Annotated in this window: 28 protein-coding genes and 2 pseudogenes; 9 read left to right on the top strand and 21 right to left on the bottom strand. The window is 42.5% G+C overall.

Translation table 11 applies throughout. From position 1 onward, the window contains the following. The first annotated feature begins 33 nt into the window (after positions 1–33). From NML75_RS01110 to NML75_RS01120, 3 genes are read left to right on the top strand one after another with little or no spacing between them, the layout of a single operon-like run. Positions 34–1,164, top strand: a complete 1,131-nt coding sequence (locus tag NML75_RS01110) for an N-acetyldiaminopimelate deacetylase (RefSeq protein WP_254731327.1) — start codon at positions 34–36, stop codon at positions 1,162–1,164. A gap of 3 nt (positions 1,165–1,167) precedes the next feature. Continuing rightward, positions 1,168–1,707, top strand: a complete 540-nt coding sequence (locus NML75_RS01115) for a 5-formyltetrahydrofolate cyclo-ligase (RefSeq protein ID WP_254731330.1) — start codon at positions 1,168–1,170, stop codon at positions 1,705–1,707. Next, positions 1,691–2,365, top strand: coding sequence for a rhomboid family intramembrane serine protease (locus NML75_RS01120; RefSeq protein WP_254731333.1), 675 nt, complete (start codon positions 1,691–1,693; stop codon positions 2,363–2,365). Before NML75_RS01115 ends, NML75_RS01120 begins: the two co-directional genes overlap by 17 nt. A gap of 76 nt (positions 2,366–2,441) precedes the next feature. Here the strand turns inward: NML75_RS01120 and NML75_RS01125 are convergent, their stop codons facing one another. From NML75_RS01125 to NML75_RS01145, 5 genes are all read right to left on the bottom strand, one after another. Then, positions 2,442–3,821 carry a glycoside hydrolase family 1 protein gene (locus NML75_RS01125; protein ID WP_254731336.1) on the bottom strand — a complete coding sequence of 460 codons (1,380 nt, stop codon included), beginning with the start codon at positions 3,819–3,821 and terminating at the stop codon, positions 2,442–2,444. Positions 3,822–3,931: 110 nt separating this feature from the next. Next, a complete protein-coding gene (locus NML75_RS01130) occupies positions 3,932–5,785 on the bottom strand; it encodes a proline--tRNA ligase (RefSeq protein ID WP_254731339.1) in 1,854 nt (617 codons plus the stop codon). 16 nt (positions 5,786–5,801) lie between these two features. After that, positions 5,802–7,058: an RIP metalloprotease RseP gene (gene rseP / locus NML75_RS01135; RefSeq protein ID WP_254731342.1), complete on the bottom strand. Its 1,257-nt coding sequence runs from the start codon at positions 7,056–7,058 to the stop codon at positions 5,802–5,804. 21 nt (positions 7,059–7,079) lie between these two features. Next, the gene (locus tag NML75_RS01140) at positions 7,080–7,883 is read right to left on the bottom strand and encodes a phosphatidate cytidylyltransferase (protein WP_254731345.1); all 804 of its coding nucleotides are present in this window, start codon (positions 7,881–7,883) and stop codon (positions 7,080–7,082) included. 9 nt (positions 7,884–7,892) lie between these two features. Continuing rightward, positions 7,893–8,645, bottom strand: a complete 753-nt coding sequence (locus NML75_RS01145) for an isoprenyl transferase (RefSeq protein ID WP_254731348.1) — start codon at positions 8,643–8,645, stop codon at positions 7,893–7,895. A 213-nt stretch (positions 8,646–8,858) separates the two neighbouring features. Here NML75_RS01145 and NML75_RS01150 point away from each other — a divergent pair, with 213 nt between their 5' ends. The 4 genes from NML75_RS01150 (at position 8,859) to NML75_RS01165 (ending at position 13,399) form a co-directional block, all read left to right on the top strand. After that, positions 8,859–9,254, top strand: a complete 396-nt coding sequence (locus NML75_RS01150; RefSeq protein ID WP_004250587.1) for a helix-hairpin-helix domain-containing protein — start codon at positions 8,859–8,861, stop codon at positions 9,252–9,254. Positions 9,255–9,616: 362 nt separating this feature from the next. Next, on the top strand, positions 9,617–10,177 hold the full coding sequence (locus NML75_RS01155) for a GNAT family N-acetyltransferase (RefSeq protein ID WP_036758099.1): 561 nt from the start codon (positions 9,617–9,619) through the stop codon (positions 10,175–10,177). Further along, positions 10,177–10,755 (top strand): AAA family ATPase, encoded by a 579-nt coding sequence (locus tag NML75_RS01160; RefSeq protein ID WP_036758101.1) that lies wholly within the window; start codon positions 10,177–10,179, stop codon positions 10,753–10,755. Before NML75_RS01155 ends, NML75_RS01160 begins: the two co-directional genes overlap by 1 nt. After that, the gene (locus NML75_RS01165; RefSeq protein WP_254731351.1) at positions 10,748–13,399 is read left to right on the top strand and encodes a valine--tRNA ligase; all 2,652 of its coding nucleotides are present in this window, start codon (positions 10,748–10,750) and stop codon (positions 13,397–13,399) included. The genes NML75_RS01160 and NML75_RS01165 overlap by 8 nt, the downstream gene beginning before the upstream one ends. 54 nt (positions 13,400–13,453) lie before the next feature. Here the strand turns inward: NML75_RS01165 and NML75_RS01170 are convergent, their stop codons facing one another. The 14 genes and pseudogenes from NML75_RS01170 to NML75_RS01235 all read right to left on the bottom strand — a co-directional run. Continuing rightward, a complete protein-coding gene (locus NML75_RS01170) occupies positions 13,454–14,053 on the bottom strand; it encodes a response regulator transcription factor (protein WP_254731354.1) in 600 nt (199 codons plus the stop codon). Beyond that, complete coding sequence (locus tag NML75_RS01175; RefSeq protein WP_254731357.1) at positions 14,054–15,151, bottom strand: sensor histidine kinase; 1,098 nt, start codon at positions 15,149–15,151, stop codon at positions 14,054–14,056. It abuts the gene before it with no gap. After that, positions 15,151–15,888, bottom strand: a complete 738-nt coding sequence (locus NML75_RS01180; RefSeq protein ID WP_254731360.1) for an ABC transporter permease — start codon at positions 15,886–15,888, stop codon at positions 15,151–15,153. The genes NML75_RS01175 and NML75_RS01180 overlap by 1 nt, the downstream gene beginning before the upstream one ends. Before the next feature lies 1 nt (position 15,889). After that, entirely contained in the window at positions 15,890–16,774 is an 885-nt protein-coding gene (locus NML75_RS01185; RefSeq protein WP_254731363.1) for an ABC transporter ATP-binding protein, read from the bottom strand. Next, complete coding sequence (locus NML75_RS01190; RefSeq protein WP_004250555.1) at positions 16,761–16,955, bottom strand: hypothetical protein; 195 nt, start codon at positions 16,953–16,955, stop codon at positions 16,761–16,763. Before NML75_RS01190 ends, NML75_RS01185 begins: the two co-directional genes overlap by 14 nt. Further along, positions 16,952–17,143, bottom strand: coding sequence for a hypothetical protein (locus NML75_RS01195; RefSeq protein ID WP_000681201.1), 192 nt, complete (start codon positions 17,141–17,143; stop codon positions 16,952–16,954). Before NML75_RS01195 ends, NML75_RS01190 begins: the two co-directional genes overlap by 4 nt. 140 nt (positions 17,144–17,283) lie before the next feature. Further along, the gene (locus NML75_RS01200) at positions 17,284–18,948 is read right to left on the bottom strand and encodes a DAK2 domain-containing protein (protein ID WP_225749942.1); all 1,665 of its coding nucleotides are present in this window, start codon (positions 18,946–18,948) and stop codon (positions 17,284–17,286) included. Between the two features lie 2 nt (positions 18,949–18,950). Beyond that, a complete protein-coding gene (locus tag NML75_RS01205) occupies positions 18,951–19,316 on the bottom strand; it encodes an Asp23/Gls24 family envelope stress response protein (protein WP_000216443.1) in 366 nt (121 codons plus the stop codon). 153 nt (positions 19,317–19,469) lie between these two features. Next, positions 19,470–19,658 carry a 50S ribosomal protein L28 gene (gene rpmB / locus NML75_RS01210; RefSeq protein WP_001140948.1) on the bottom strand — a complete coding sequence of 63 codons (189 nt, stop codon included), beginning with the start codon at positions 19,656–19,658 and terminating at the stop codon, positions 19,470–19,472. A 106-nt stretch (positions 19,659–19,764) separates the two neighbouring features. After that, positions 19,765–20,439 carry a LiaF transmembrane domain-containing protein gene (locus NML75_RS01215; protein WP_036758119.1) on the bottom strand — a complete coding sequence of 225 codons (675 nt, stop codon included), beginning with the start codon at positions 20,437–20,439 and terminating at the stop codon, positions 19,765–19,767. 4 nt (positions 20,440–20,443) lie between these two features. Then, a complete protein-coding gene (locus NML75_RS01220; protein ID WP_254731366.1) occupies positions 20,444–20,890 on the bottom strand; it encodes a LytTR family DNA-binding domain-containing protein in 447 nt (148 codons plus the stop codon). Between the two features lie 118 nt (positions 20,891–21,008). Beyond that, positions 21,009–21,512 carry a phosphatase PAP2 family protein gene (locus NML75_RS01225; RefSeq protein ID WP_254731369.1) on the bottom strand — a complete coding sequence of 168 codons (504 nt, stop codon included), beginning with the start codon at positions 21,510–21,512 and terminating at the stop codon, positions 21,009–21,011. Between the two features lie 113 nt (positions 21,513–21,625). Continuing rightward, positions 21,626–21,790, bottom strand: a pseudogene (locus NML75_RS01230) (ABC transporter ATP-binding protein); the annotation flags it as partial. Then, positions 21,782–21,952 (bottom strand): annotated as a pseudogene (locus NML75_RS01235) (ABC transporter ATP-binding protein); the annotation flags it as partial. The pseudogenes NML75_RS01235 and NML75_RS01230, both read right to left, overlap by 9 nt. A gap of 186 nt (positions 21,953–22,138) precedes the next feature. Between NML75_RS01235 and NML75_RS01240 the strand changes: the two are divergent. Next, positions 22,139–22,810, top strand: a complete 672-nt coding sequence (locus NML75_RS01240; protein ID WP_254731372.1) for a CD20-like domain-containing protein — start codon at positions 22,139–22,141, stop codon at positions 22,808–22,810. A gap of 44 nt (positions 22,811–22,854) precedes the next feature. Here the strand turns inward: NML75_RS01240 and NML75_RS01245 are convergent, their stop codons facing one another. Both NML75_RS01245 and NML75_RS01250 read right to left on the bottom strand, forming a co-directional pair. After that, on the bottom strand, positions 22,855–23,571 hold the full coding sequence (locus NML75_RS01245; RefSeq protein ID WP_254731376.1) for a YebC/PmpR family DNA-binding transcriptional regulator: 717 nt from the start codon (positions 23,569–23,571) through the stop codon (positions 22,855–22,857). A gap of 97 nt (positions 23,572–23,668) precedes the next feature. After that, positions 23,669–25,039: an MATE family efflux transporter gene (locus NML75_RS01250; RefSeq protein WP_254731379.1), complete on the bottom strand. Its 1,371-nt coding sequence runs from the start codon at positions 25,037–25,039 to the stop codon at positions 23,669–23,671. A gap of 108 nt (positions 25,040–25,147) precedes the next feature. On the opposite strand from NML75_RS01250, the gene NML75_RS01255 reads away from it, so the two are divergent. Continuing rightward, positions 25,148–25,702 (top strand): GNAT family N-acetyltransferase, encoded by a 555-nt coding sequence (locus NML75_RS01255; protein WP_049496861.1) that lies wholly within the window; start codon positions 25,148–25,150, stop codon positions 25,700–25,702. Positions 25,703–25,742 lie beyond the last annotated feature (40 nt).

Genomic DNA, 25,742 nt, shown 5'->3' on the forward strand with positions numbered 1-25,742 from the left:
CCTCTTTATCGTATCAATAGAAAGAAATTAGATATGTTAGATTTGATTCAAACTCGACGCGATCTTCACCAAATTCCTGAGATTGGCTTAGAAGAATTCAAGACTCACGCTTATTTGCTCAATGTCATTGAGAAATTAACAGCTGGCAAGGATTTTGTTCAGATTCGTACTTGGCGAACAGGTATTTTAGTTTACTTGCAAGGGAGTCAACCCGAACGTACCATCGGTTGGCGGACAGATATCGATGGACTCCCAATCGTTGAACAAACAGGCCTTCCCTTTGCCTCTCAGCACCCAGACCGTATGCATGCTTGTGGGCACGATTTTCATATGACCATTGCCCTTGGAAGTCTCGAACGTGCTCTAGAAAAACAACCAAAAAATAACCTCCTCTTTCTCTTTCAACCTGCAGAAGAAAACGAAGCAGGGGGCATGCTCATGTATGAGGATGGAGCTTTTGGCGACTGGTTGCCTGACCAATTCTATGGACTTCATGTCCGTCCAGACTTAAAAGTTGGACAGATTGCGACCAATACCCATACACTCTTTGCTGGAACATGTGAGGTTAAGATTCGCTTTAAGGGTAAAGGTGGCCATGCTGCCTTTCCACACCAAGCCAAGGACGCTCTGGTTGCAGCTAGCTATTTTGTGACACAAGTTCAGTCGGTCGTCAGCCGTAATGTCGATCCTATCGAGGGAGCTGTTGTTACTTTCGGTGTCTTTCAAGCTGGAACAACCAACAATGTCATCGCTGATACTGCCTTCTTGCATGGAACCATCCGAGCTCTTACACATAGTATGAGTCTCTTGGTTCAGAAACGTGTCAAAGCCATCGCTGAGGGCGTGGCTGCTGCTTTTGATATAGATGTAGAGATTGAACTCAAGCAGGGAGGTTATTTACCAGTTGAAAACAACCCTGAACTAGCCCGAGAATTGATGACCTTCTTTGATGAAAAAGAGGAAATTGAACTCATCGATATCGAACCCGCCATGACAGGGGAGGACTTTGGTTATCTTCTCTCAAAGGTTCCTGGCGTCATGTTCTGGCTAGGTATTGATAGTCCTTATGCCCTTCATCATCCAAAGATGAGTCCTAAGGAAGAAGCGCTGGCTGTCGGTGTCGATGCTGTATCAAGCTTCTTAGCCAAGAAAGCTGCGGAGTAAACTATGAAAAAAGTCTTACGCAAGCAGGTCTTGCAAGAACTCAAATCCCTATCAGCAGAAGAAAAGCGAAACATGAACGATTGGATTACCAATCAGCTCCTTCAACATCCTTTTTACAAAGAAGCAAATACAATCGCCACTTATCTGTCTTTTCCCCATGAATTTCAGACAGCTAGACTCATTGAACAGGCTCAAAAAGATGGGAAAGCCATCCTCATCCCCAAAACCTATCCACATGGGAAAATGGACTTTGTTCTATATGAACCAGAGAAACTCGAAAGAAATTCTTTTGGACTTCTTGAACCTCAAGGAGAGTTCACAATCCTTGAACCTTCTCAGATTGACCTAATTCATGTTCCTGGTTTGGTCTTCAATCCTTCTGGCTATCGGGTTGGGTATGGTGGTGGCTACTATGACAGATATTTGAGCCATTATTCTGGCAACTCCATCAGCACACTTTATCCATGTCAGATTCAGGAATTCCATCCTGAATCACACGATATTCCCGTTAAGGAGGTACTCATCTATGAAAGAGATTTTTGATCGTCGTTATCCTGTCACGAGCTTCTTTCTTCTTGTGACAACCCTGGTTTTTGTCATCATGTTTTTAACCAGTGGTTTCAACTACACCAGTGCAGCAACCTTGTATCAGTTTGGTGCTATTTACCCTCCTGCCATAAAGGCCATGCCTGAACAAATCTGGCGTCTGTTTTCAGCAATCTTTGTCCACATTGGCTTGCAGCACTTTTTAGTCAACATGCTATCCCTCTACTTTTTGGGGCGTCAGATGGAGGACATCTTTGGTTCCAAACAATTTTTCTTTATCTATCTCTTATCAGGGATGATGGGGAATCTCTTTGTTTTGGTCTTTAGTCCTAATGCCATCTCAGCTGGAGCCTCAACTGCCCTTTACGGCATGTTCGCATCTATTGTCGTTCTTCGGTATGCTTCACGCAATCCCTACCTGCAACAGCTTGGTCAATCCTATCTCTCCCTCTTAGTTATCAACCTAATAGGTAGTGTCTTAATCCCTGGAATCAGTCTTGCGGGGCATGTGGGTGGAGCTGTTGGTGGCGCATTACTAGCTATCGTCTTCCCAGTCCGAGGAGAACGAAAGATTTATAGCCCAGTCCAACGTGGTCTTGCAACCCTAGCTTTCATCGCTTTATCAGCCCTACTACTTTTTATCGGATTACTTTAAAACAAAGAAAAACCATTGGACTCTCACTCAGAGAGCTTTATTTCCAATGGTTTTTTGAATCTATTTGAAAAGTTGCTTAAAACCCATTATTGTCACTGAGTTCTTTGAACCAGTGGCCTGATTTTTTCAAGAGGCGTTCTTGCGTTTCTAAGTCAAGCTCGACTAAACCATAACGGTTTTTATAGCTATTGAGCCATGACCAGCAGTCGATAAAGGTCCAGATCAAGTAGCCTTTACAGTTGGCACCATCTTCGATAGCACGATGAAGTTCACGCAGGTGCCCTTTGACAAAGTCGATACGATAATCATCTTGAATCATACCGTTTTCCCGGAATTTATCTTCACCTTCAACGCCCATACCGTTTTCGGTCAGCATCCACTCGATATTACCATAGTTTTCCTTGATATTTTGGGCAATGTCATAAATTCCTTGCTCGTAGATTTCCCAACCACGGTGGGGATTGATCTTACGACCGGGCATGACATAAGGTTCATAAAAATGTTCTGACAAGAGCGGGCTGTCAGGATGCTTAGCAAAACGTGGCGCCATGACACGCAAGGGTTGGTAGTAGTTGACTCCAAGGAAATCTACTGTGTGCTCACGAATAAGCTCCAACTCCTCAGCTGTAGAATCTGGCAGCAAATCATGCTCAGCTAAAATTTCCACTAATTCTTCGGGATAAGTTCCCAAGACAGATGGATCTAGGAAAGATTGAGCTTGGAATAGATCAGCAATGCGTGCAGCTTTCACATCCGCAGGATGTTGACTACGTGGATAAGCTGGTGTCAAGTTGAGGACAATCCCAATCTTAGAATTTGGCAGAATTTCGTGACAAGCCTTAACTGCAAGAGTGCTTGCCAGTTGAGTGTTATAGGCTACCTGAACCGCAGCTTTGGCATCCACCTTATGTGGATAATGAGCATCATAGAAATAGCCAAACTCAACAGGTACGATCGGCTCATTGAAGGTAATCCACTGATCTACCAAGTCACCATAGGTCTCAAAACAGAAACGGGCATAGTCTTCGTAGGCCTTAATGGTCGCCTTATTTTCCCAACCATCGCCATCTTCTTGAAGGGCAAAAGGCAAGTCAAAATGGTAGAGATTGACTAAGAGACGGATGCCCTTAGCCTTAATCGCTTCAAAGACCTGACGGTAGAAAGCCACACCTTGAGGATTGACTTCTCCACGACCCTGCGGGAAAATACGAGACCACTGGATAGAAGTTCGAAAGGCTGTATGACCAGTTTCTAACAAAAGTTCGATATCTTTTTCCCAGTTTTCATAGAAGGTCGACGTCTCACCAGGGCCAATCCCATTGTAGTAACGGTTTGGCTCTACTTGATACCAATAATCCCAGAGATTATCTCCCTTGCCGTCACCAGGTACTCGTCCTTCTGTCTGTGGCCCAGAAGTTGAGGAACCCCAGACAAAATCCTTTGGAAATTTTAGCATAGCTCTACCTCTTTATTTACTCTTTTTATGTTTATTTTATCTCATTATAGAGAAAAAACAAGGCAAAAACTAGTTACATTTTTGTCTTGTTTTTCTTCTGATTATAGATTTTATTTATTTGTTAGGATTTCAAGAGTTTCAAGTAAGTTATCAGCGTGAACTTCGATAGTATCTCCAGTTGCCTTAATCTTAACTTCTACGATACCATCAGCTGCTTTTTTACCGACAGTGATACGGATTGGAAGACCAATCAAGTCGCTATCGCTAAATTTAACACCGACACGTTCGTTACGGTCATCCGTCAAGACTTCGTAGCCTTTATTTACCAAAGCTTCTTCGATACGATTTGTCAATGCAAGACTTTCTTCATCCTTGACGTTAACTGGAATCAAGTGCACATCAAATGGCGCCAATTCTTTAGGGAAGTTGATTCCCCAAGCGTAACGGTATTCACCTTTTGGAGTTTTATTGACAAAGAGGCGAGCATGTTGTTCCATAACTGCTGAAAGGAGACGACTAACACCGATACCGTAGCAGCCCATGATGATTGGAACTGCACGACCGTTTTCGTCCAAGACATCTGCTCCCATACTTGCTGAGTAACGAGTCCCAAGTTTAAAAATGTGACCAATCTCGATACCACGTGCAAAGTTGAGAACACCTTGTCCGTCAGGAGAGATTTCGCCCTCACGAACTTCACGGATATCGACATACTCAGCAGTGAAGTCACGACCTGGGTTGACACCAGTCAAGTGGTAACCATCTTCGTTAGCACCTACAACAGCATTGCGACTATCTTGCACCTTGCGGTCTGCGATAATCTTAACATTTTCTGGAAGATTGACTGGCCCAAGTGAACCAAAGTCTGCTCCCAACAATTCTTTCACTTCCGCCTCGGTTGCGGGTTCCAAGAAGTCTGCTCCAAGGTAGTTTTTCAATTTGACTTCATTTAGTTGATCATTGCCAACGAGTAGGGCAACAACTGGCTCCTCGTCTGCGATATAAACCAAGGTCTTGATTGTTTGCTCTTCAGAGACATTCAAGAAAGCAGCAACTTCATCAATCGATTTGACACCTGGTGTTTCCACACGTGCTACTTGATCTTCAGTCACAACACGGTTGCTCGGTTTGTACTCGTTGGTTGCCATTTCCAAGTTGGCTGCATAGCTTGACTCACTTGAGTAGGCAATGGTATCTTCACCAGAAACCATCCATTTGAGCAATTCTGCCTTGATTTCTTCTTGCACTTCTGCAGGAATCTCATCAAATGATGCGACTGACTTGTCTAACACCACCCAACGGTCAAGATCTGTACGAGCAGGTGTGATGGCCATAAACTCTTGGCTATCCTTACCACCCATAGCTCCACCATCACCGATGATGGCTTTGAAGTCTAAACCACTACGAGTGAAGATACGCTCATAAGCTGCCTTATACTCATCATAAGTTACATCCAAACTATCGTAGTTAGCATGGAAGCTATAGCCATCTTTCATGATGAATTCACGCGTACGGAGAAGTCCATTACGTGGACGTTTTTCATCACGGTATTTAGGTTGGATTTGGTACAAGTTTAGTGGCAATTGCTTGTAAGACTTGACAGAATCACGGACAATCGCTGTGAAAGTTTCTTCGTGAGTAGGACCTAGAATAAAGTCAGAACCTTCACGGTTTTTCAATTTGTACAAGTCTTCACCGTAAGTATCATAACGGCCAGACTCACGCCAAAGATCCGCACTGAGAAGGGCTGGAGTCAACATCTCAACCGCACCAATCTTGTCAAATTCCTGGCGCATGATTTTCTTAGCTTTTTCAATAACACGGTTAGCAAGTGGCAGGTAAGAATAGACTCCTGCTGATACTTGACGAACATAACCAGCACGCAACATAAGGGCGTGGCTGATAACTTGAGCATCGCTTGGCATTTCGCGAAGCGTTGGGATTAGCATTTTACTTTGTTTCATATTTTTCCTCTAATTCTTAAAAGAAGGTACGCATGATGTCGTTCCAGGTTACGGCGATCATCAAGACAACCATAATCACAACTCCAACTAGAGTAACATAGGTTTCAATTTCTTGTTTTAGTGGTTTACGGCGAATGGCTTCAATGATGTTGAGCACAATTTTTCCACCATCTAGTGCCGGGATCGGAATCAAGTTGAAAATCCCGATATTGATGGAAATCATTGCCAAGAAGAATAAGACATTTTCAAGACCATTTTTAGCGGCATCACTACTTGCCTTAAAGATAGCAACAGGACCACCTAATTTATTCAAATCAGGTTGGAAGATCAAGCTTTTCAAAGCATTGAGAATGCGCAAGGCTGAGTCAGCCGCACTGGTAAATCCACCTACAAACATAGACCAGGTATCGGATTTGAGTCTCGGTTGAACCCCTAGAATATAACGTCCTTGGTTCTCAACAGGTGACACACTGACCTGTTTTTCAGTTCCATTTTCAGAGACTGTGACATCCAATACAGGTGCTGTTTTATCTTTGGTCTCTGCTTCAACAGCCTGAATCAAATCTTGCCAGTTACTGATTTCGTGTGAACCGACTTTAGTGATTTGTGCCGTATTTTCAATACCGACCTTGGTTAATGCACTATCGGGAAGAATACTGAAGTTATTCGTTTGCGTATCACGAACGCCACCTTGCATGAAAATCAAGATCCAAAAGACGATAACACCTAAAATGAAGTTGTTCATAGGTCCTGCAAAGTTGGTAATAAGCTTGCCCCAGACAGTCGCATTTTGATACTGAACATCTAGCGGAGCGATACGAACTTCCGTCCCATCAGCTTCTACAATAGTCGCATCATGGTCTACTGAGAAAGTTTTTTCCTCTTCCAAAACCAGACCTGTGATAAAGAGTTTATCCTCAAAGTCAAACTGGGTTACCTGCATAGGAAGAGCCGTTTGGTCGACCTTCTTACCAGAAAGATTGATGCGCTTAACCTTGCCATCTTCAGCCAAAGTCAAACTCACAGGAGTTCCTGTCTTAATCTCTGTAGCATCCTCGCCCCAACCTGCCATACGGACATAACCACCAAGCGGCAAGAGACGAATCGTGTAAGCAGTTCCGTCTTTCCCGATATGGGCAAAAATCTTCGGACCCATACCAATGGCAAATTCACGAACCAGAATTCCAGACTTCTTAGCAAAGTAGAAATGGCCGAATTCGTGGACCACCACGATAATCCCAAAAACAAGGATAAAGGTTAATAATCCTAACATTTAATATTTGTTCACCTTTCCTTAAAATAAGCCAAAGAGGTGCATAATAGGGAAAACGGCTAACATAGAGTCAAAGCGATCCATCACTCCACCATGCCCTGGGATAAAGAACCCTGAGTCCTTGACTCCAAAATGGCGTTTTATGGCACTCTCAATCAAGTCACCCAATTGACCTGCAATACTAAAGAAAATAGCAAAGAGCATCATTTTGTAAATCCCGTAAGGAAGGGCAACCGTACTATCCACTAACATAAAGATAAGAGTGACAAGCATGGCACCGACGATTCCACCAAAGGCTCCCTCGATTGATTTGTTTGGAGAGACTCTCGGAGCCAATCTTCTCTTACCGAAATTCATCCCTACCAAGTAGGCACCACTATCTGTTGCCCATACGATACAGAGGGCCAAGAGTGCTTTATCCAAGCCTGCGATTCGAGCATCCACTAAAGCATTGAATCCAAAACCAACATAGAAACTCATGGCAATCGGGTAGGCAGCATCTTCAATCGTGTAGTTTTTACTGAAGACAGTCGCTCCCAGCATGACAAAAATCACGACACTGTATGCGACAACATTCCCATCTACAGGCAAAAATGTCAAGTAATTTTCTAGGGGGATTGTCAGTGCGAAAGTCGCTAATAAGGTCAGCAAGCCCTCAGGAGTCATAGTATTTAACCCCTTCATCTGGAGCAATTCACGAACCCCAAGCATGGCTAAAATTCCCATAGCAATCTGTAACCAAAGCCCACCAATCATCAAGAGCGGGATAAAGATTGCTAAAGCCAAACCGGCAAATATCGTTCTCTTTAAAAAATCCTTTTTCATAACTTCTTCCTAAACTCCTCCAAATCGACGATTGCGGCGATTATACTCTGCAATAGCCTCTTTCAAAGCTTCCTCATCAAAGTCAGGCCACAAAACATCTGTGAAATAAAGTTCACTATAAGCTGCTTGCCAAGGCAAGAAATTGCTCAAGCGAAGCTCCCCACTCGTTCGGATAATTAAGTCCGGATCACGCAAGACCTTAGGCAAATGCCCTGTAAAGAGGTATTCCCCAATCAACTCTTCTGTAATATCGCCTGGATTCACCTTAGCATCCAAAACATCCTGTGCAATCAACTTGACCGCTTGTGTAATCTCAGCTCGTCCACCGTAATTAAGGGCAAAGTTAAGAATCAAACCTGTGTTTAACTTGGTCAACTCTTCCGCTTTTTTCAAAGATTCAAAAGTTTGTTTTGGCAAGCGATCGGTTTCCCCAATCATTTGGATCTTCATGTTCTTTTGGTGCAATTCGGGGACATACTTATCATAAAATTCAACAGGCAAGTTCATGATAAACTTGACTTCCTGGTCTGGACGTGTCCAATTTTCAGTAGAGAAGGCATAAACAGTCATAGCCTTGACACCCATATCACTAGCAGCAATGGCTACCGTTCTCAAAGCATCCATCCCAGCCTTATGACCAAAGACACGCGGTTGCATCCGTTTTTTAGCCCAACGACCATTGCCATCCATGATAACTCCGATATGCGCTGGCACCACTGTTGGTGTTTCTGTTACTTTATCTTTTTTTAAAAATCCAAACATGATTGTATTCCTATTCAAAAATCTATCGTTTCATTATACCATATTTTTCGCTTTTCTTCTATCATATTCTCTTATTCTAAGGCGGAATTCCCTATAGGACTCCTATCTTTCTAAACTAACAAGCCTTGCATTTCCCAAAGAAAGTTGATACAATAAAACATAAAGATTTATCCTTGTTCAATCACAGGGGTTTTTTATTGAAAGGATCTTATCATGTCAAAAAAGCTACAACGTAAAAAACAATTAAGAAACAGCCTTCGTCGCTCAGGTGCACTTTCAAATGCTGTAAACAAGGTTGTCGAAGAAACAAAAAAAGTTGTGAAGCATGCTGAAAAAGCAGCAAGTGAGGCAGGAAAAGCTGTCTCTAAGCAAGTAGAAAAAGCTGTAGAAGCAACTAAAGAGCAAGCCCACAAGCTTACAACTTCTGTTGAAGATTTCGCAGCTGACCTAGGCGGACTTCCACTTGACCGTGCTAAAACTTTCTACGATGAAGGGATCAAGTCTGCTGCTGACTTCAAAAACTGGACAGAAAAAGAACTCCTTGCCTTGAAAGGAATCGGTCCAGCTACTATCAAGAAATTAAAAGAAAACGGCATCAAGTTCAAGTAATCTTTCTTGTCCCTTGCATTTCCGTGAAAAACTTGTTAAAATAAAGCCATTAGAGGTGTTTTGAGTCCCACATTTTACAGGAAGTGGCGGTGCTGAGAAGTCCACAAATGTGTCAAAACTGGTTGCTAGTGAGTTGAAATTAAAAATTGAAATATAAATCTTTTTGTTTCCTTTTAGGACTAGGCAGCGAGTTGCAGGCTGTACTCAAGTACGCCAAGACGAGCTAACGACGTCATAAAAGAGAAACAAGAAGATTAAAGATGCGGGCTCTGCCCGAAATTGGGTGGTACCGCGGATAAACACATTCGTCCCTGTCAGATTGATGACAGGGGCGATTTTTTTGTAGAAAGCGAGGTAGAAGGATGACAAGAGCTGAACTGCCAGAACGAATAGAGACTGACCGACTTGTCTTACGAGTCCGTACCGTGGCTGATGCCGAGGATATCCATGCCTACGCTAGTCTGCCAGAAGTCTCTTATCCAGCGGGCTTTCCGCCCGTTAAGACCTTGGAAGATGAGATTTATTATCTAGAGCATATCCTTCCTGAACGCAATCAAAAGGAAAATCTTCCAGTTGGTTATGGAATTGTTGTTAAAGGGACTGATAGGGTTATCGGTTCTGTTGACTTCAATCACCGCCACGAAGACGATGTGCTGGAGATTGGCTATACCTTGCACCCAGACTATTGGGGTCGAGGTTATGTGCCAGAAGCAGCTCGTTCCTTGATTGATTTAGCTTTTAAAGAACTAAACCTACACAAGATTGAATTGTCTTGCTTTAGCTACAATGTCCAAAGTCAACGAGTCGCTGAGAAACTTGGTTTTACCCTTGAAGCTCGCATAAGGGATCGCAAAGATGCCCAAGGCAACCGCTGTGATGATTTGAGGTATGGCTTGCTGAAGAGTGAGTGGGAGGCGGATTGATGCATGTTTTCATCATTGGAGCTCCAGCCTCAGGTAAAATGACCATTGGTCAGGAACTTTCGAAACTCACCGGTGCGACTCTCTTTTTCAACCATCAACCAATTGATTTCGCACTCGAAATTTATCAGGATTTTACGGAAGAAATGTGGGAATTTGTTCGTAGCGTTAACTTTTCTTTTCTTGGAACAAGCGCCAGGAATCATCGGTCGGTGATTTTAACAGATGTAATTGACTTTTCAAATCAATATCGTCTGATGTATTTGAAGAATATTCAAGATTTATTAAATGAGTATCATCAAGAGATTCTCTTTGTTGAATTAGAAACGTCTCTTGAGGAGCGCTTACGTCGCAATCGGACGGAGAATCGGTTGAAATACAAACCCTTGAAACGGAATTTTGAGATATCTGAAAGAGAAATTTTAGAGACTGATAAAACAAATCAACTTAATTCTCAAAAGCAACCGAGTGGTCTTCACTACTACCTTAAAATTGATAATACGAATCTGTCTGCAGAAGAAGTCGCAAAGCAGATTCAAGAAAAAATGAAAACAATAGAGAAAGGACACACACATGTCTAAAGAACTTTCACCTAAATACAATCCAGCCGAGGTTGAGGCTGGTCGTTACCAAAAATGGCTTGATGCTGATGTTTTCAAGCCTTCAGGCGATCAAAAGGCTAAGCCTTATTCGATCGTCATTCCACCTCCAAACGTTACAGGTAAACTCCACCTTGGTCACGCTTGGGATACGACTTTGCAGGATATCATCATCCGTCAAAAACGTATGCAAGGTTTTGATACGCTTTGGCTTCCAGGGATGGACCACGCTGGGATTGCGACTCAGGCTAAGGTTGAGGAGCGCTTGCGTGGTGAGGGTATTACGCGTTACGACCTGGGTCGTGAAAAATTCCTTGACAAAGTCTGGGAATGGAAAGACGAATATGCCACTACCATCAAGGAACAATGGGGCAAGATGGGGCTCTCTGTAGACTACTCTCGTGAGCGTTTCACTCTTGACGAAGGTTTGTCAAAAGCCGTTCGCAAGGTCTTTGTGGACCTTTACAAGAAAGGTTGGATCTATCGTGGTGAGTTTATCATCAACTGGGACCCAGCAGCTCGCACAGCCCTTTCTGATATCGAGGTGATTCACAAGGATGTTGAAGGTGCCTTCTACCACATGAACTACATACTGGAAGATGGCTCACGCGCTCTTGAAGTTGCGACCACTCGTCCTGAGACTATGTTTGGGGACGTTGCCGTTGCGGTTAATCCAGAAGACCCACGCTACAAGGACTTGATCGGTAAACATGTTATCCTTCCAATCGCTAATAAATTGATTCCAATCGTTGGAGACGAGCACGCAGATCCTGAGTTTGGTACTGGTGTCGTGAAAATCACACCTGCCCACGATCCAAACGACTTCTTGGTTGGTCAACGCCATAACTTGCCACAAGTCAACGTGATGAACGACGATGGAACCATGAACGAGCTTGCTTTCGAATTTGCAGGTATGGACCGTTTCGAAGCTCGTAAGGCAGTCGTTGCCAAGTTGGAAGAAATCGGTGCCCTCATCAAAATCGAAAAACGTGTCCACAGTGTTGGTCACTCAGAACGTACAGGTGTTGTAGTTGAGCCACGCTTGTCTACTCAATGGTTCGTGAAGATGGATCAATTGGCTAAGAATGCCATTGCTAACCAAGACACAGATGATAAGGTAGAATTCTATCCTCCTCGTTTCAACGATACCTTCCTCCAATGGATGGAAAATGTCCACGACTGGGTAATCTCTCGTCAGCTCTGGTGGGGTCACCAAATCCCTGCTTGGTACAATGCTGAGGGTGAAATGTACGTCGGTGAAGAAGCTCCTGAAGGTGACGGATGGACTCAGGACGAAGACGTCTTGGATACTTGGTTCAGTTCTGCCCTTTGGCCATTCTCAACTATGGGCTGGCCTGATGTCGACTCAGAAGACTTCAAACGTTACTTCCCAACTTCAACCTTGGTAACTGGTTACGACATCATCTTCTTCTGGGTCTCTCGTATGATCTTCCAATCATTGGAATTCACGGGCCGTCAGCCATTCCAAAATGTTCTTATCCACGGTCTTATCCGTGACGAGCAAGGACGCAAGATGTCTAAATCTCTCGGTAACGGGATTGACCCAATGGATGTTATTGAGAAATACGGTGCCGATGCCCTTCGTTGGTTCCTTTCAAACGGTTCTGCACCAGGTCAAGACGTGCGCTTCTCTTACGAGAAAATGGATGCTTCATGGAACTTCATTAACAAGATCTGGAACATCTCTCGCTACATCCTCATGAACAATGAAGGCTTGACCCTTGAACAAGCAACTGCCAATGTCGAAAAAGTTGCTAACAAGGAAGCTGGAAACGTTACTGACCGCTGGATTCTCCACAACCTCAACGAAACAATCGGAAAAGTCACTGAAAACTTTGACAAGTTTGAGTTTGGTGTTGCAGGTCATATCCTCTACAACTTCATCTGGGATGAGTTTGCGGACTGGTACGTTGAGTTGACCAAGGAAGTCCTTTATAGCGATAACGAAGAAGAGAAAATCATTACACGTTCTGTTCTCCTATACACCTTGGACAAGATCCTTCGTCTCCTTCACCCAATCATGCCATTCGTGACAGAGGAAATCTTTGGACAAATCTCAGAAGGTTCTATCGTTACAGCAGCATACCCAACTGTCAACCCAGCCTTTGAAGACCTTGCAGCTCACACTGGTGTCGAAAGCCTCAAAGACTTGATCCGCGCTGTTCGTAATGCGCGTGCGGAAGTAAACGTTGCTCCAAGCAAGCCAATCACAATCCTTGTGAAGACAAGCGATAGCGACTTGGAAGCTTTCTTTAACAGCAATGTCAACTACATCAAACGCTTCACAAATCCAGAACACCTGGAAATTGCATCAAACATCCCTGCACCTGAACTCGCGATGTCAAGTGTCATCACAGGGGCAGAAATCTACTTGCCTCTAGCAGACCTTCTCAATGTAGAAGAAGAATTGGCTCGCCTCGACAAGGAACTGGCTAAATGGCAAAAAGAACTGGATATGGTCGGTAAGAAGCTCTCTAACGAACGCTTCGTAGCCAATGCCAAACCAGAAGTCGTCCAAAAAGAACGCGACAAACAAGCCGACTACCAAGCGAAATACGATGCGACAGTCGCACGTATTGATGAGATGAAGAAGTTGGTGAAATAAAAATAGAAAAATCTCTTAGATCCATTTCTAAGAGATTTTTCCTTTCTCTCCCCCTCACAACCAGCCTTCTTCTTCGGCAGTTTTGGCTGCTTCAGTTCGGTTGCTGGCGCCTAGTTTGGAGAGGATATTGGTCATGTAATTACGGACGGTGCCGTTTGAGAGGTAGAGCTTATCCGCAATTTCTTTGTTGGAGAGCCCCTGTGCAACTCCATGCAAAACAGCTACTTCTTGCTCAGTCAAGGGATTGGGATGGGTCATCATGACTTCCATCAGCTCTGGAGAATATTCCTTGCGTCCCTCTAACACTGTATGCAGGGTTTGCATGAGTTCGGCGATGCTTCGCTCTTTCAAAACATAGGCGTCGACTCCTGCTTTGACCGCTCGTTCAAAATAGCCTGGGCGTTTAAAGGTCGTAACGATAACTACCTTGGTTTCAGGCACTTCTTGTTTGATCCACTCGAGCGCTTCTAGTCCCGTCTTAACTGGCATTTCGACGTCAAGGATGGCAATATCTACTGCTTCTTTCCCTAAAACTTCGATAGCTTCAGCTCCATTTTTCGCCTGCAAGATAGTCTCCACATCTGGTTGAAAGCTTAAGAGCTGGCACATGGCATCTCTAAGCATACTTTGATCTTCTGCGACTAATACTTTCATCTACTTTCTCTCCTTATAAGGCAGATGCACGCGCACCTCTGTGGGATCTTTCAAACTGACCAGCTCTACTTGACCTGAGAAGGCTGCTGCACGGTCACGGACTGTATGGAGTTCATTTCCTTTTACAGTTGCAAATCCTTTCCCGTCATCTCTAACTGTCAGGACTAATTCCTGATCTGTACGTTCCAGTTTTAGATAGGCTTTTTCAGCTCTGGCATGCTTGATGATATTGGTCGCAAGTTCTAACAAAATCATAGCGGCTGTCGACTCTACATCCTGGGTCAAACTAGCCTTGTCCAAGTGATTGTCAATCTGAACTTCAATCCCAGCAATCTCTAGCATCTTTTTGACAGTCTCAAGCTCTGAAGCTAGGGTCCGTGATTTCAGATTTTCCACGATAGTTCGCACTTCATTCATGGAATCCTTGCTGATCTGGTGAATTTCTTTTAATTCCTTTTCCACCTGTGGATAAGCCTGCATCTGAAATAACTGCAAGGCTAAATCTGTCTTGACACTCAGCATCGCAAAGGTATGTCCCAGACTATCATGCAAATCCTGACCGATACGACTACGTTCATTTTCAGCAAGCAATAGATTTATCTGGGCATTTTGCTTGGCCTGAGCTTCTTTCAAATCCTCCACAATCCGAATCCGAATCAAACCAAAAGTCATTAAATCGACAAAAGCAAGAATTACAAGTAGATAGAATAGATACTCAACTTCGATTCTCTGAAAAATCAAAAGTTGGCCCAAAACAAGGACTTGAGCAAGAAGAAAAGTCCAGACATGTAAAGACTTTAAACCACCTACATTGAAATGATAACTTAAGAGATTGGATAGGAAAAAGAAAAACCAGATATAATTAACAGCAACAAAGGCAGTATTCTCAACTACATAAGTCAGCATGATCCCCCAGAAAAGCCAAGATAGGCGCTGGCTCTTAGTTGTTAAAATACCCAAATACGCCACTACAAATAGAATATCAATCAATAAATGCCAGGCAGAAAGCCACCCAGTCACTACAGGTAGGATGGGGAAAATCATAAAAATCAAACTGGCCCAAAACATATAGTGTATGCTTTTCAGTCTTTCAAGCATTAAGCATTCTCCTTATGACCTTGAAGGTAAATGGTCAAACCAAATAAAACTGCTGAAAAAACAAGTAGATAAATTGTGGCTGATAGATTGATGCCACCCTCATTTAAGAAGGTCTTGATTAATTCCATCAACTGATAGCTTGGTAGGCGCTTCCCGATTGCTTGCATCCAGTCTGGAAATAAAGAGATGGGCATCCAGAGTCCGCCTAAAACAGCCAAGCCTAGATAGAGAAGATTGCCCACGACAGACATCAGCTGACTAGAAGGCAAGAGTGTCAAGGTCAAGCCAAGCGCTACAAAGGCAATACTTCCCGCAATCAGTAAGAACGCAGCCCCAATCCAGTTTCCTAGAGGCATATCTACACCTCTGACCAAGTGCCCAACTGAGAAAACAACCAGGATTGAGACCAAATAATCAACCATCATACTTGTTATCTTTGATAGATAATATTCTACCATATTTACTGGAGTATGGCGTAATGTTTTCTGCCAGTTGTTGATCTTGTCGGTATGTAAGACAGCTGGAAATGAAAACATAGCTGTCGACATCATGGAAAAGGCTGTCATGGAGATGAGGTAATCGCGCATAAAATTATCTGGTCCACCAGGTGTGTCCTGGTACATACCTGAAAAGAATAAATAGAAGGCTGTCGGCATCCCTACGGATAACAGATAATAGACTAATTGTCGTTTGGTCAATAGAAATTCTATCTTATTTAGTGCGATCCATCGTTTCATCTTAGTCATCTCCTTTTTGTGTTTCTTCAAAGATTGTATCCAACAAGCTACGATTATTGACTTCAATTTCTTGAATCCTACATCCTGCTTGCACTAACAGTTGCCAGAAAGCATCTGCTTCGCGTGTGACTACTTGTAGAGCATCTTGTTTTTGTGACCAGTTTTCAACCAAGTTTGACTGTTCAACGACTTCCTTATAAGCCAGAGGTAGGATAAAGTGCTTTTCAATCTCCTCACTGCGCATGGCTAGAGGTGTTGTATCGCGAATCAACTCTCCCTTATTCAAGACCAAGATTCGGTCCGCTGTATGTTCTACCTCTTCGATATAATGGGATGAATAGAGAATGGTGACTCCCTGCGCTTTTAGATCCTGGACAATTTCCCAAAAACGTTGACGAGTTGAGGTATCCATGGCTGCAGTAGGCTCATCCAAAAAGACAAGCTTTGGTCGGCCAATCAAGGTCAAGACAAAAGAGAAGAGACGCTTTTGCCCACCTGACAATTTTTCTGCCAATTGTTCTTTTTGTTGCTTGTCAAACTGCAATAGTTGATCGATTTCCTGGTTGCTCAAGGGTTTTGGGTAAATGCTTTGAAAGAAAGCAATCAACTCTTTAACTTTTAATTTCTGAACAATGACATTTTCTTGAGGGAGGTAGGATCTTGTATAGTCTAACTTAGAGCTCGTCACTGGCAAGCCTTGGATGGATACTTGACCGCTGGTGACCAGTTTATCTCCAAGCAAACAGTCCAAGAGTGTGGTCTTCCCAGCACCATTGGGCCCAATCAAGGCAACGCATTCACCTTCAGCTACCTCAAAGGAAATATCCTTCAAAATAGCCTTGCCCTTGATGTTTTTATTTAGGCTTTCTACCTTAATCATGTTCATGATATTCTCCTTTCAGCCACTCCTTTCCCATCGGAAAAGCGATAAAAATCATAAATCCTAGACCCCAAGCACCGCGAATGACTTGGTGAAGGAAGGCTTGATCAAACCAACCTGTAAACATTTCTACCAACCATACCACTAGTGATAGTCCAATAAAAAGATAGAGAATCGCTTTTTTCATTTTTCAAACTCCTTTTTCACATCTGAGACTAATTTCAAACCTTCTCGGATCAACCAAGACATCATGCCAAATCCTGCAAATAGCTCCCAAGGAAAATGATAGAAACCTTCATCCAATCCTGAGAACATGAGATAAGTCATGACTCCTGCTGCTACTAAACTCATTGCGACAATTACTTTATGTTTCATTTTTTTCTTCCTCCATTTGATACATCTAGTATAATTCTTTGAAGGTAGAATCACTAGAAGCTTCTGTCATGAGGAAATATGACAAATGTCACAAAAAAAGAAAGTTGATTTCTCAACTTTCTTTTTCTATTATTTAATCTTTATTCCACACTGAAAAGATATGGGTAAACCGGTTGTTGACCTTGGTGGATTTCTACTTCGACATCTTCGAATTCTTCTGCGATTTCTTGAGCAATTTCATTTGCCAATTCTTCGCTTCCGTCTTCTCCAACATAGAAGGTTACGATTTCACTGTCTTCGTCCAACATATGTTTCAATGTTTCAGTCAAGGTTTGGTGCATATCAGGATTTGATACGAGAATCTTACCATCCACCATACCAAGATTGTCATTTTCATGAATTTCTAGACCATCGATAGTCGTGTCACGAACGGCTGTTGTTACACTACCGCTGACAACATCGCCAAGGGCTGCAGTCATGCGTTCTTGGTTTTCTTCGATAGACTTGCTTGGGTCAAATGCTAGAAGGCTAGTCAATCCTTGAGGAATTGTACGAGCTTCTACTACAACAGCTGGTTGTTCCAATACTTCAGCTGCAGATTGAGCTGCCATGAAGATATTTTTGTTGTTTGGCAAGAAGATGATGTTGCGAGCATTGACTTTCTCAACAGCTTTGACAAAATCTTCTGTCGAAGGGTTCATGGTTTGTCCACCTTCGATGACATAGTCCACACCTTGTGCACGGAAGATGTCTGCCAAGCCTTGTCCAGCTACTACTGCGATAAGAGCATATTCTTTTTCTTCAGCTGGCTTGCTGACTTGCGCTTCTTTTTCTACTTGCGCTTCGTGTTGGTTACGCATGTTATCGACTTTAACCTTGACCAAGCTACCATATTTAAGACCTTCTTGCATAACAAGTCCTGGATCTTCTGTATGGACGTGAACTTTAACGATTTCGTCATCATTGACAACAAGTAGAGAATCCCCAAGTTCGTTCAAGTAGTTACGGAATTCTTCGTAGTCAAACTCTTTAGCATAAGTTGGACCTTGCTTGAGGGCAACCATGATTTCAGTACAGTAACCAAAGGTAATGTCTTCAGTTGCTACATGTCCGGCTACAGATTTGTGGTGTTCTGCATTGATCATCTCACCCATATTGGCTGGAGTAGCAACAAAGTCTTCAGATGCACTGTATTCACCAGTAAGAGCTGAAAGGAATCCTTCATAGATGAAGACCAAACCTTGACCACCTGAGTCCACAACTCCAACTTCCTTCAATACTGGAAGCATTTCTGGAGTTTTAGCAAGGGCTGCTTTAGCTCCTTCCAAGGCTGCACGCATCACTTCAACTGCGTCATCTGTCTGTTCTGCTTTTTTCTTAGCACCGATAGCAGCTCCACGTGATACAGTCAAGATTGTTCCTTCAACAGGCTTCATAACAGCCTTGTAGGCAACCTCAACACCTGATTGAAAAGCAAGAGCTAGGTCTTTTCCTGTTAGCTCTTCTTTTGTCTTGATGGCTTGTGAAAATCCGCGGAAAAGCTGAGAAGTGATAACTCCTGAGTTCCCACGCGCACCCATCAAAAGACCTTTAGCCAAGATACTTGCAGCCTCACCAACAGTTGAAGCTGGTTTGTCTGCTACTTCTTTAGCACCATTTTCGATTGTCATTCCCATGTTTGTTCCTGTATCTCCGTCTGGAACTGGGAAGACGTTCAATGAATTGACATATTCGGCTTGCTTGTTCAAACGAGTTGAAGCAGCCTGTACCATTTCTTGAAATAAGCTTGTAGTAATATTTGACACGATTATTCTCCTACAACTTTAATATTTTGAATGTAGACATTCACAGTTTGAGCAGTGATTCCAAGTTGGTTCTCTAGGCTAAAGCGAACACGTTCTTGGATGTTTTTTGAAACTTCACTGATTTTTGTACCGTAGCTCAATACAGTATATACATCAACTGCAATACTACCGTCTTCAGCTGCTTTAACGACTACACCTTTTGAATAATTTTCCTTACCAAGAAGGGCTTGGAAATTATCTTTGAGGGCATTTTTACTAGCCATACCGACTACACCAAAAATTTCAGTTGCTGCACCACCTACGACAGTAGCGATCACATCATCTGTCAGTTCGACTTGACCATCTTTTGTATTAATTTTTACAGTCATTTTTTTTACCTCAAATAGTTGATACTCTATTTTATCATATTTCAGCCCAACTGTAAAAGCAGAATGATGTATCATCGGATATTTGCTTGATTTTTCAAATGATTTCAGCTGTCGAGCAAAACAAAAAAGACCCTGTAGGTCTTTTCATGTTTATTAAACGCGTTCTACTTTTCCTGATTTCAAAGCACGAGCTGAAGCCCAAACTTTTTTAGGTTTACCATCGATAAGAACAGTAACTTTTTGAAGGTTTGGTTTTACGGCACGTTTAGTTTGGTTCATCGCGTGTGAACGGTTGTTTCCTGATACAGTCTTACGACCTGTAAAGTAACATACTTTAGCCATTGTGTTTTCCTCCTATTAGATCTAATATAGCGGATGTGCTAGCACCACATACCGTACTATGTTATCACACTTTCTTATTTTTGGCAAGGGAATTGGAAGACTTTTTTTATTTGACGTAGACAACTTCTAATTTACCAAAAGCTACCTCTCCACGGATAATCAAGGTTTTGCTGGTTGGGGCTACAGGAGCATCTGCCTTAGCTACTCCACAAGAAGTCTCCACCTTCAGGTCCACTCTCCAGTGTTGGGGCACATAGATAACTGCATTCCCTAAACTAACTTCTACCTTCAAGGTTGCACTATCGCCTAACATCTCTGCATTGTCATAATAAATCTTAGCATTTCCACAGCTAACTTCAAACTGGTCTTCTACCAAGTCTTGGTCCTGTTTGTAAAAAGTTCCACTACCAAAGGAAACTTCCTTTTCTGTTAGAATGGTCTTTTCAGCGTCATACCACCATTTTTTCTCGTTCCATGTTTTGTTCGAATTAGTCAACATGCCAACTCCGAGAACGATTAGCACTCCCGCCCAGAACAATGATTGATTGGGAATCGGTAAAATGTCATAAAAATGATTAGCAATCATGAGGGCTACTAGGGCTGTAAAGGAGGCTGAAGTGAAATGACGACGAAGAATTGCCTCAACTGATTGATAGGCAAAAAATCCAATACCAATCAAGGGCCAAATCTGCCCTCCAAATGAAGGAATACCAAAATTCCCTTGTAACAATACTAAAGCTGCCAATACTAGCAACACAATACCAAATGCTTTCTTTTTCATGTTATTACCTCATGTTTCTTAGATTTTCTTTTAGGAGGGATTGGTAGTGTCGTGACACGTGAACCTCCTTGTGGGTTTGATAAAAGGAAATAGTGCCTGTTCCTGAAAAGGACTTGTCAACTGAGTAAACTTGCCGAAGATTGGCTATGGTCGACTTGGATACCCGACTGAAAAAGCGGGGCAGGATGGACTCTAACTCATAAAGTTTGAGTCGAACCTCGTAGGCCTCTTTCTGGGTATGGGCGTAAATCTTGCTACCTTCCGTCTCAAAGAAGAGGATTTCTGCCAAGTCTAAGTAATACTCACCAGTCCCCTTGTAAAAGATTAACCTAGGAGCCTTGGTTTCTTGCAAGAGTCGTTGCAAGTCAGCTATCTCATCTGTCAGGGCTGCAGCCTTGATGACAATCTCTGTCTCAGTTAATTCACTATCAATCTCGATTCGTAACTTCATCCTATCTCCTTTCTGCATCTACTATACCAAAGGCCAGAAGACTTTACAAGGGCAAAAAAGCAAGTGGTCACTTTTGACCCGTAAGTGGTTACGAGGCCAAGCCCACTTGCTTTGCTTCTTACAAAATAAAGAAAAGAATTCCCAAAAGGAGGCCACAGGCGTAGCCAACTAAAACATCCTTGGGATAATGAACACCACCTAAAACCCGCACAAAGCCGAGAAAAGCTGATAAGACCAACAAAACCAACCCCACAAGCAGATTTGCATGCAAGCAAGCCATGGAAATGATGGTTGCTGAAAAGACATGGCGGCTGGGCATTGAATTCCCAAGGCTATCCTTGTCTAGTAGCGGAATAATTTCCCAAGTCTCATAAGGACGCGGTTGATTGATCCACTTACGAACAAGCGTCAATAGGACAAATCCTAAAGCTGGAACTAAAATATAGGCAGAAAGTTCTTTCCCAACCCCTTTACTTACAAAGTTTGTCCCCAACAGTGTCAAGTAAGCCAAGGGCATCAAAACTGTCATCATACGATTAAAGACTCGCATCAATTGCAATAGTTGTGGATATCGAAGAAGACTTGATTTCCTCTTCTCGTACCACTCTTGATAGTTTTTCATCTATTTTCTCGTTGTTTCTAGATTTTACACAAGAAGCCTGACAGAACCAGTCTGCTAGCATCTCCTACTCTAGTATAGTGCAGAAAAAGAAGGCCGTCAAGCCTTCTTTTGATTTATTCTTCTGCTTGGTCTTCTGTAAATTGACTATTGTAGAGGTCTGCATAGAAACCACCCTGAGCCATAAGTTCTTCATGATTTCCTTGCTCGATGATGTTTCCTTCTTTCATGACCAGAATCAAGTCAGCATTGTGGATCGTTGACAATGACTCCACCACTACTGCCCAAATCCAGTATTCTGACATGCCAAGGATTTTCCCAATGGCCCAAATAGCCATGATAGGACCACGAGTGACTACTTGGAGTCCCATGGTAAAGAGCATCTGAATCTGCGTGATATCATTAGTCGTCCGAGTCAATAGACTGGGGATTGAAAAACGTTTAAAGACCAACATCGGTTTATCCATTCTTTCTCCCTTCTAAGTAAAAATAGTTCTCATATGAACATTTAAGTTTCAATGAGAACTATCTAAGCAGAAATTGACATCAGCTCTTATTTTATCTATAATAAACACTATCTATCTCACACCTATAAGAGCACTTCCTGATTAGAAATGAGAAACTCACAAATGAAACAAAAAGAAGAAAAAATTTTAGGAATCTTTGCCATCATCTTTGGAACCTTGGCCCTTCTTGGTTCCTGGCTACCAATCATTAGCATACTAGCCTTTTTCTTTGCCATTATTGCTATAGCCCTAGGCATTTTTGGTATCGGCCTTAGTCTCAAAAATCGTAAAATATTGGCTATCATCGGAACAAGCCTAGGTATTCTATCCATTTTTCTTGTCTTAATGACGCAAGTATTACCTTCTGGTGTCTTTACTGACTTGGCTAAAAACTTTCGACACCCATACAGAAGTCTGACCTCTTTAACAGAGGATGCGGAATTTGGAAACTTACCAGATTATAGACATGATGAAGAGGATATCGAAGATACCGATACCTTCTCTTGGACCCAGGAGCAGTTCGATGCTTTGATAGAGGGAGACACTGCAAACAGAGGAAAAGGCGGCTCCAACTACAAAGATATCATCAGCAAGCATGGATTACCAGATTCTGAAATTGAGTCAACCTCAGGTGATTACGACATTAAGAAAATCACCTATCTATCCCTCGGTTCAAACACCAAGACAGTCGTACTCACTTTCGCAAAGCAGGAAAACGGCCAGTTTCTTCTCATCCGAAAATTTGCCCTAGGCTTGGATAGAAAAGAGAAAACTGATGATGGAGTGAAAGTTTAACATAACAAAAAAGCGAACAGCTATTAAGCCTGTTCGCTTTTCTATTAGAATCCATCTACGTTTGTGTAGATTTTTTGTACGTCTTCGTCGTCTTCAAGAACGCCATAAAGTTTTTCAAAGGTTTCAAGGTCATCCCCTGACAACTCAACTTCTGATTGAGGAATCATCTCAAGTTCTGTTACTTGGAATTCTTCGATACCAGATTCACGCAAAGCCACAATAGCTTTGTGAAGGTCAGTTGGAGCTGTGTAAACAGTGATTGTTCCTTCTTCTGATTCTACATCGTCTACATCGACATCTGCTTCAAGCAAGAGTTCAAAGATAGTATCAGCGTCGTCACCAGAAAATACGATGACACCCTTGTTGTCAAAGAGGTAAGATACTGAACCTGAAGCTCCCATGTTTCCACCATTTTTACCAAAGGCAGCACGGACATTGGCAGCTGTACGGTTAACGTTTGAAGTCAAGGTATCCACGATGAGCATTGAACCATTTGGCCCAAACCCTTCGTAACGCCCTTCTGTAAAGGTTTCGTCTGTATTCCCTTTTGCTTTATCGATTGCCTTATCAATAACGTGTTTTGGCACTTGCGCTTGTTTAGCACGGTCGATAACGAATTTCAAAGCTGAGTTTGATTCTGGATCTGGATCACCTTTTTTAGCTGCTACATAGATTTCTACACCAAATTTTGCATATACTTTAGAGTTAGCTCCATCTTTAGCCGTTTTCTTGGCTACGATATTGGCCCATTTACGTCCCATTAGGAATCTCCTTTTTTCACATTTTAATCTTTCTTATTATAACACAAGTCTAGTCGATTTTCACTAGAGGAAATGGAATTTTCTTTTTTAAATGAAGCTAGGATTGTCCGCCGACAGCCAAGATTTTCTTGCCTTCTTTTATCCAAGGGTGCTGAGAGAGTGAGATATAAAGCTGTACAGTCATAACAAGCCAAAGTAGCGGTTCACATAGAATCACACCTGTATAACCTGCCCATGGAATAATCCAAGCGACGAAAACAATTTTCCCGATAAATTCGATAAAACTAGATATGAGGGGTAAGAGTTTTTGACCGAGTCCCTGCAAACTATTTCTATAAATCAATAAAAGACTCAAAAACGGATAGAAAACAGAACTAATACGTAGGTACAAGGTTCCATTTTCAATCAAGTAACCATCTGTTGAACTCGCTAAGAAAGAAACTAGGCTAGGACTTGCAAAAAATAGGAACACACAAGCAAAGGTTGCCCAAGCCATACTCAAATAGCTCCCTAGACGAAGACCTTGGACGATACGATCTGGACGTTTTGCCCCAAAGTTTTGAGAGATAAAAGTTGTCATAGAAGCCGAAATTGCCGTCATTGGCAATAGGGCAAAGGCCATGATTCTACGTGCTGCCGTTTGGGCACTGATAATAACTGCTCCAAAACCATTAACAGAGGATTGCAAGATAACACTTCCGACAGAGACGATTGAACCCATCAGCCCCATGGCTAGCCCCTGCTCCAAGAGATCGACATAGAGATCCTTATTCCATTTGAAGTGCTTCAAGCTTGGAAGAAGCTCTGGAACACTCTTTCGAATATAGAAATAACAGAGAATAGCGGACAAACCTTGCGATATGATGGTTGCAAGACCTGCAGACTGAACCCCCAATTGCAGTTGTGTAATAAAATACAAATCTAAAATGACGTTAACAATGGCTGAAAAGATAAGAAAGGCAAGCGCCGCAAGGCTATCACCAATCGAGCGTAGTAATCCTGCAAAGAGATTATAGGCAAAGCTAACTCCCACGCAGCTAACAATCATTGAGATGTATTCATAAGATTGGGGAAGTATTTCTGCAGGTGTTTCGAGATATTGTAAGAGCGGATAAAGGCCGAAGAAACCCATCAGCATGACAAGACCACTCAGGATTGCACCTAAAATCCAAGTCGCTGCAACAGCCTCTTTAATCTTTGTGAAATTACGAGCACCATAAAGTCGAGCAATAACAACTCCCATCCCATTTCCGACTCCGAGAGCAAAGCCAATAATCAAATCAAAAATAGCTGTCGTAGCTCCGACTGCCGCCAAGGAATTTTGTCCCAAAAAACGCCCAACAATCAAAATATCAGCTGTATTGTATAGTTGCTGAAAGATATTGGACAGTAAAATCGGTAATGCAAAACTAATCAGTGAAGGAAGAATGGGACCATGAATCAAGTCCACCGTTGATTTTTTATTCATAGGGCTATTATATCAGCTTTCAAGTTGAGGAACAAGGGAGTTTCCTCGAGAAAGCGTTGCCTATATGTAAACAATCTGGTATAATCGTGACAGAAAAGGAGGGTATGTATGAGCTTAACAAGTCAGTTAATTACAGATGTATTCCCAGACCTTGAGAAAGTGGAACAATTAAACAAGGAGGCCTTCCCTGAAGAAGAACGCGTCTCTTTGGAGGAATTTTTAAGTTACCAGGATAGAGATGACGCCCACTTTTTCGCCTTTTATAATGAAGAAGAGTTTGTCGGCTTTGCTTTTGCCATTTCTAATCAAAAAGCTTTCTACATTAGCTTCTTTGCCATTATGCCCCATCTCCGTAGCCATGGATACGGGAGAGAAATCATTGAAAAACTCATTGATTTTTACCAGCGTACCATGATTCTTGAAGTGGAGCGCTTAGACGAAGACTGTGACAATCTCGCACAAAGAAAATCCCGCATGGACTTTTACTTACAAAATGGCTTTAAAACTGCCAACGCCTTCTTGGAATACGAGGGAATGAGTTTCGAAATTCTCTATCGTGGCGACCACTTTGATGAAGAGGCCTATCGGAACATCTTTCAAAAATTGCAAGAAGAGAACTACTTCGACTTTCGTATCGAATACCGACGCTTTAGTGACCACTAGTCATGATGAAACAAAAAGTAGCAGTTTTACTGCTACTTTT

This window comes from Streptococcus sp. CF4-3, from assembly GCF_024295385.1.
Classification (GTDB): Bacteria; Bacillota; Bacilli; order Lactobacillales; family Streptococcaceae; genus Streptococcus; species Streptococcus infantis_I.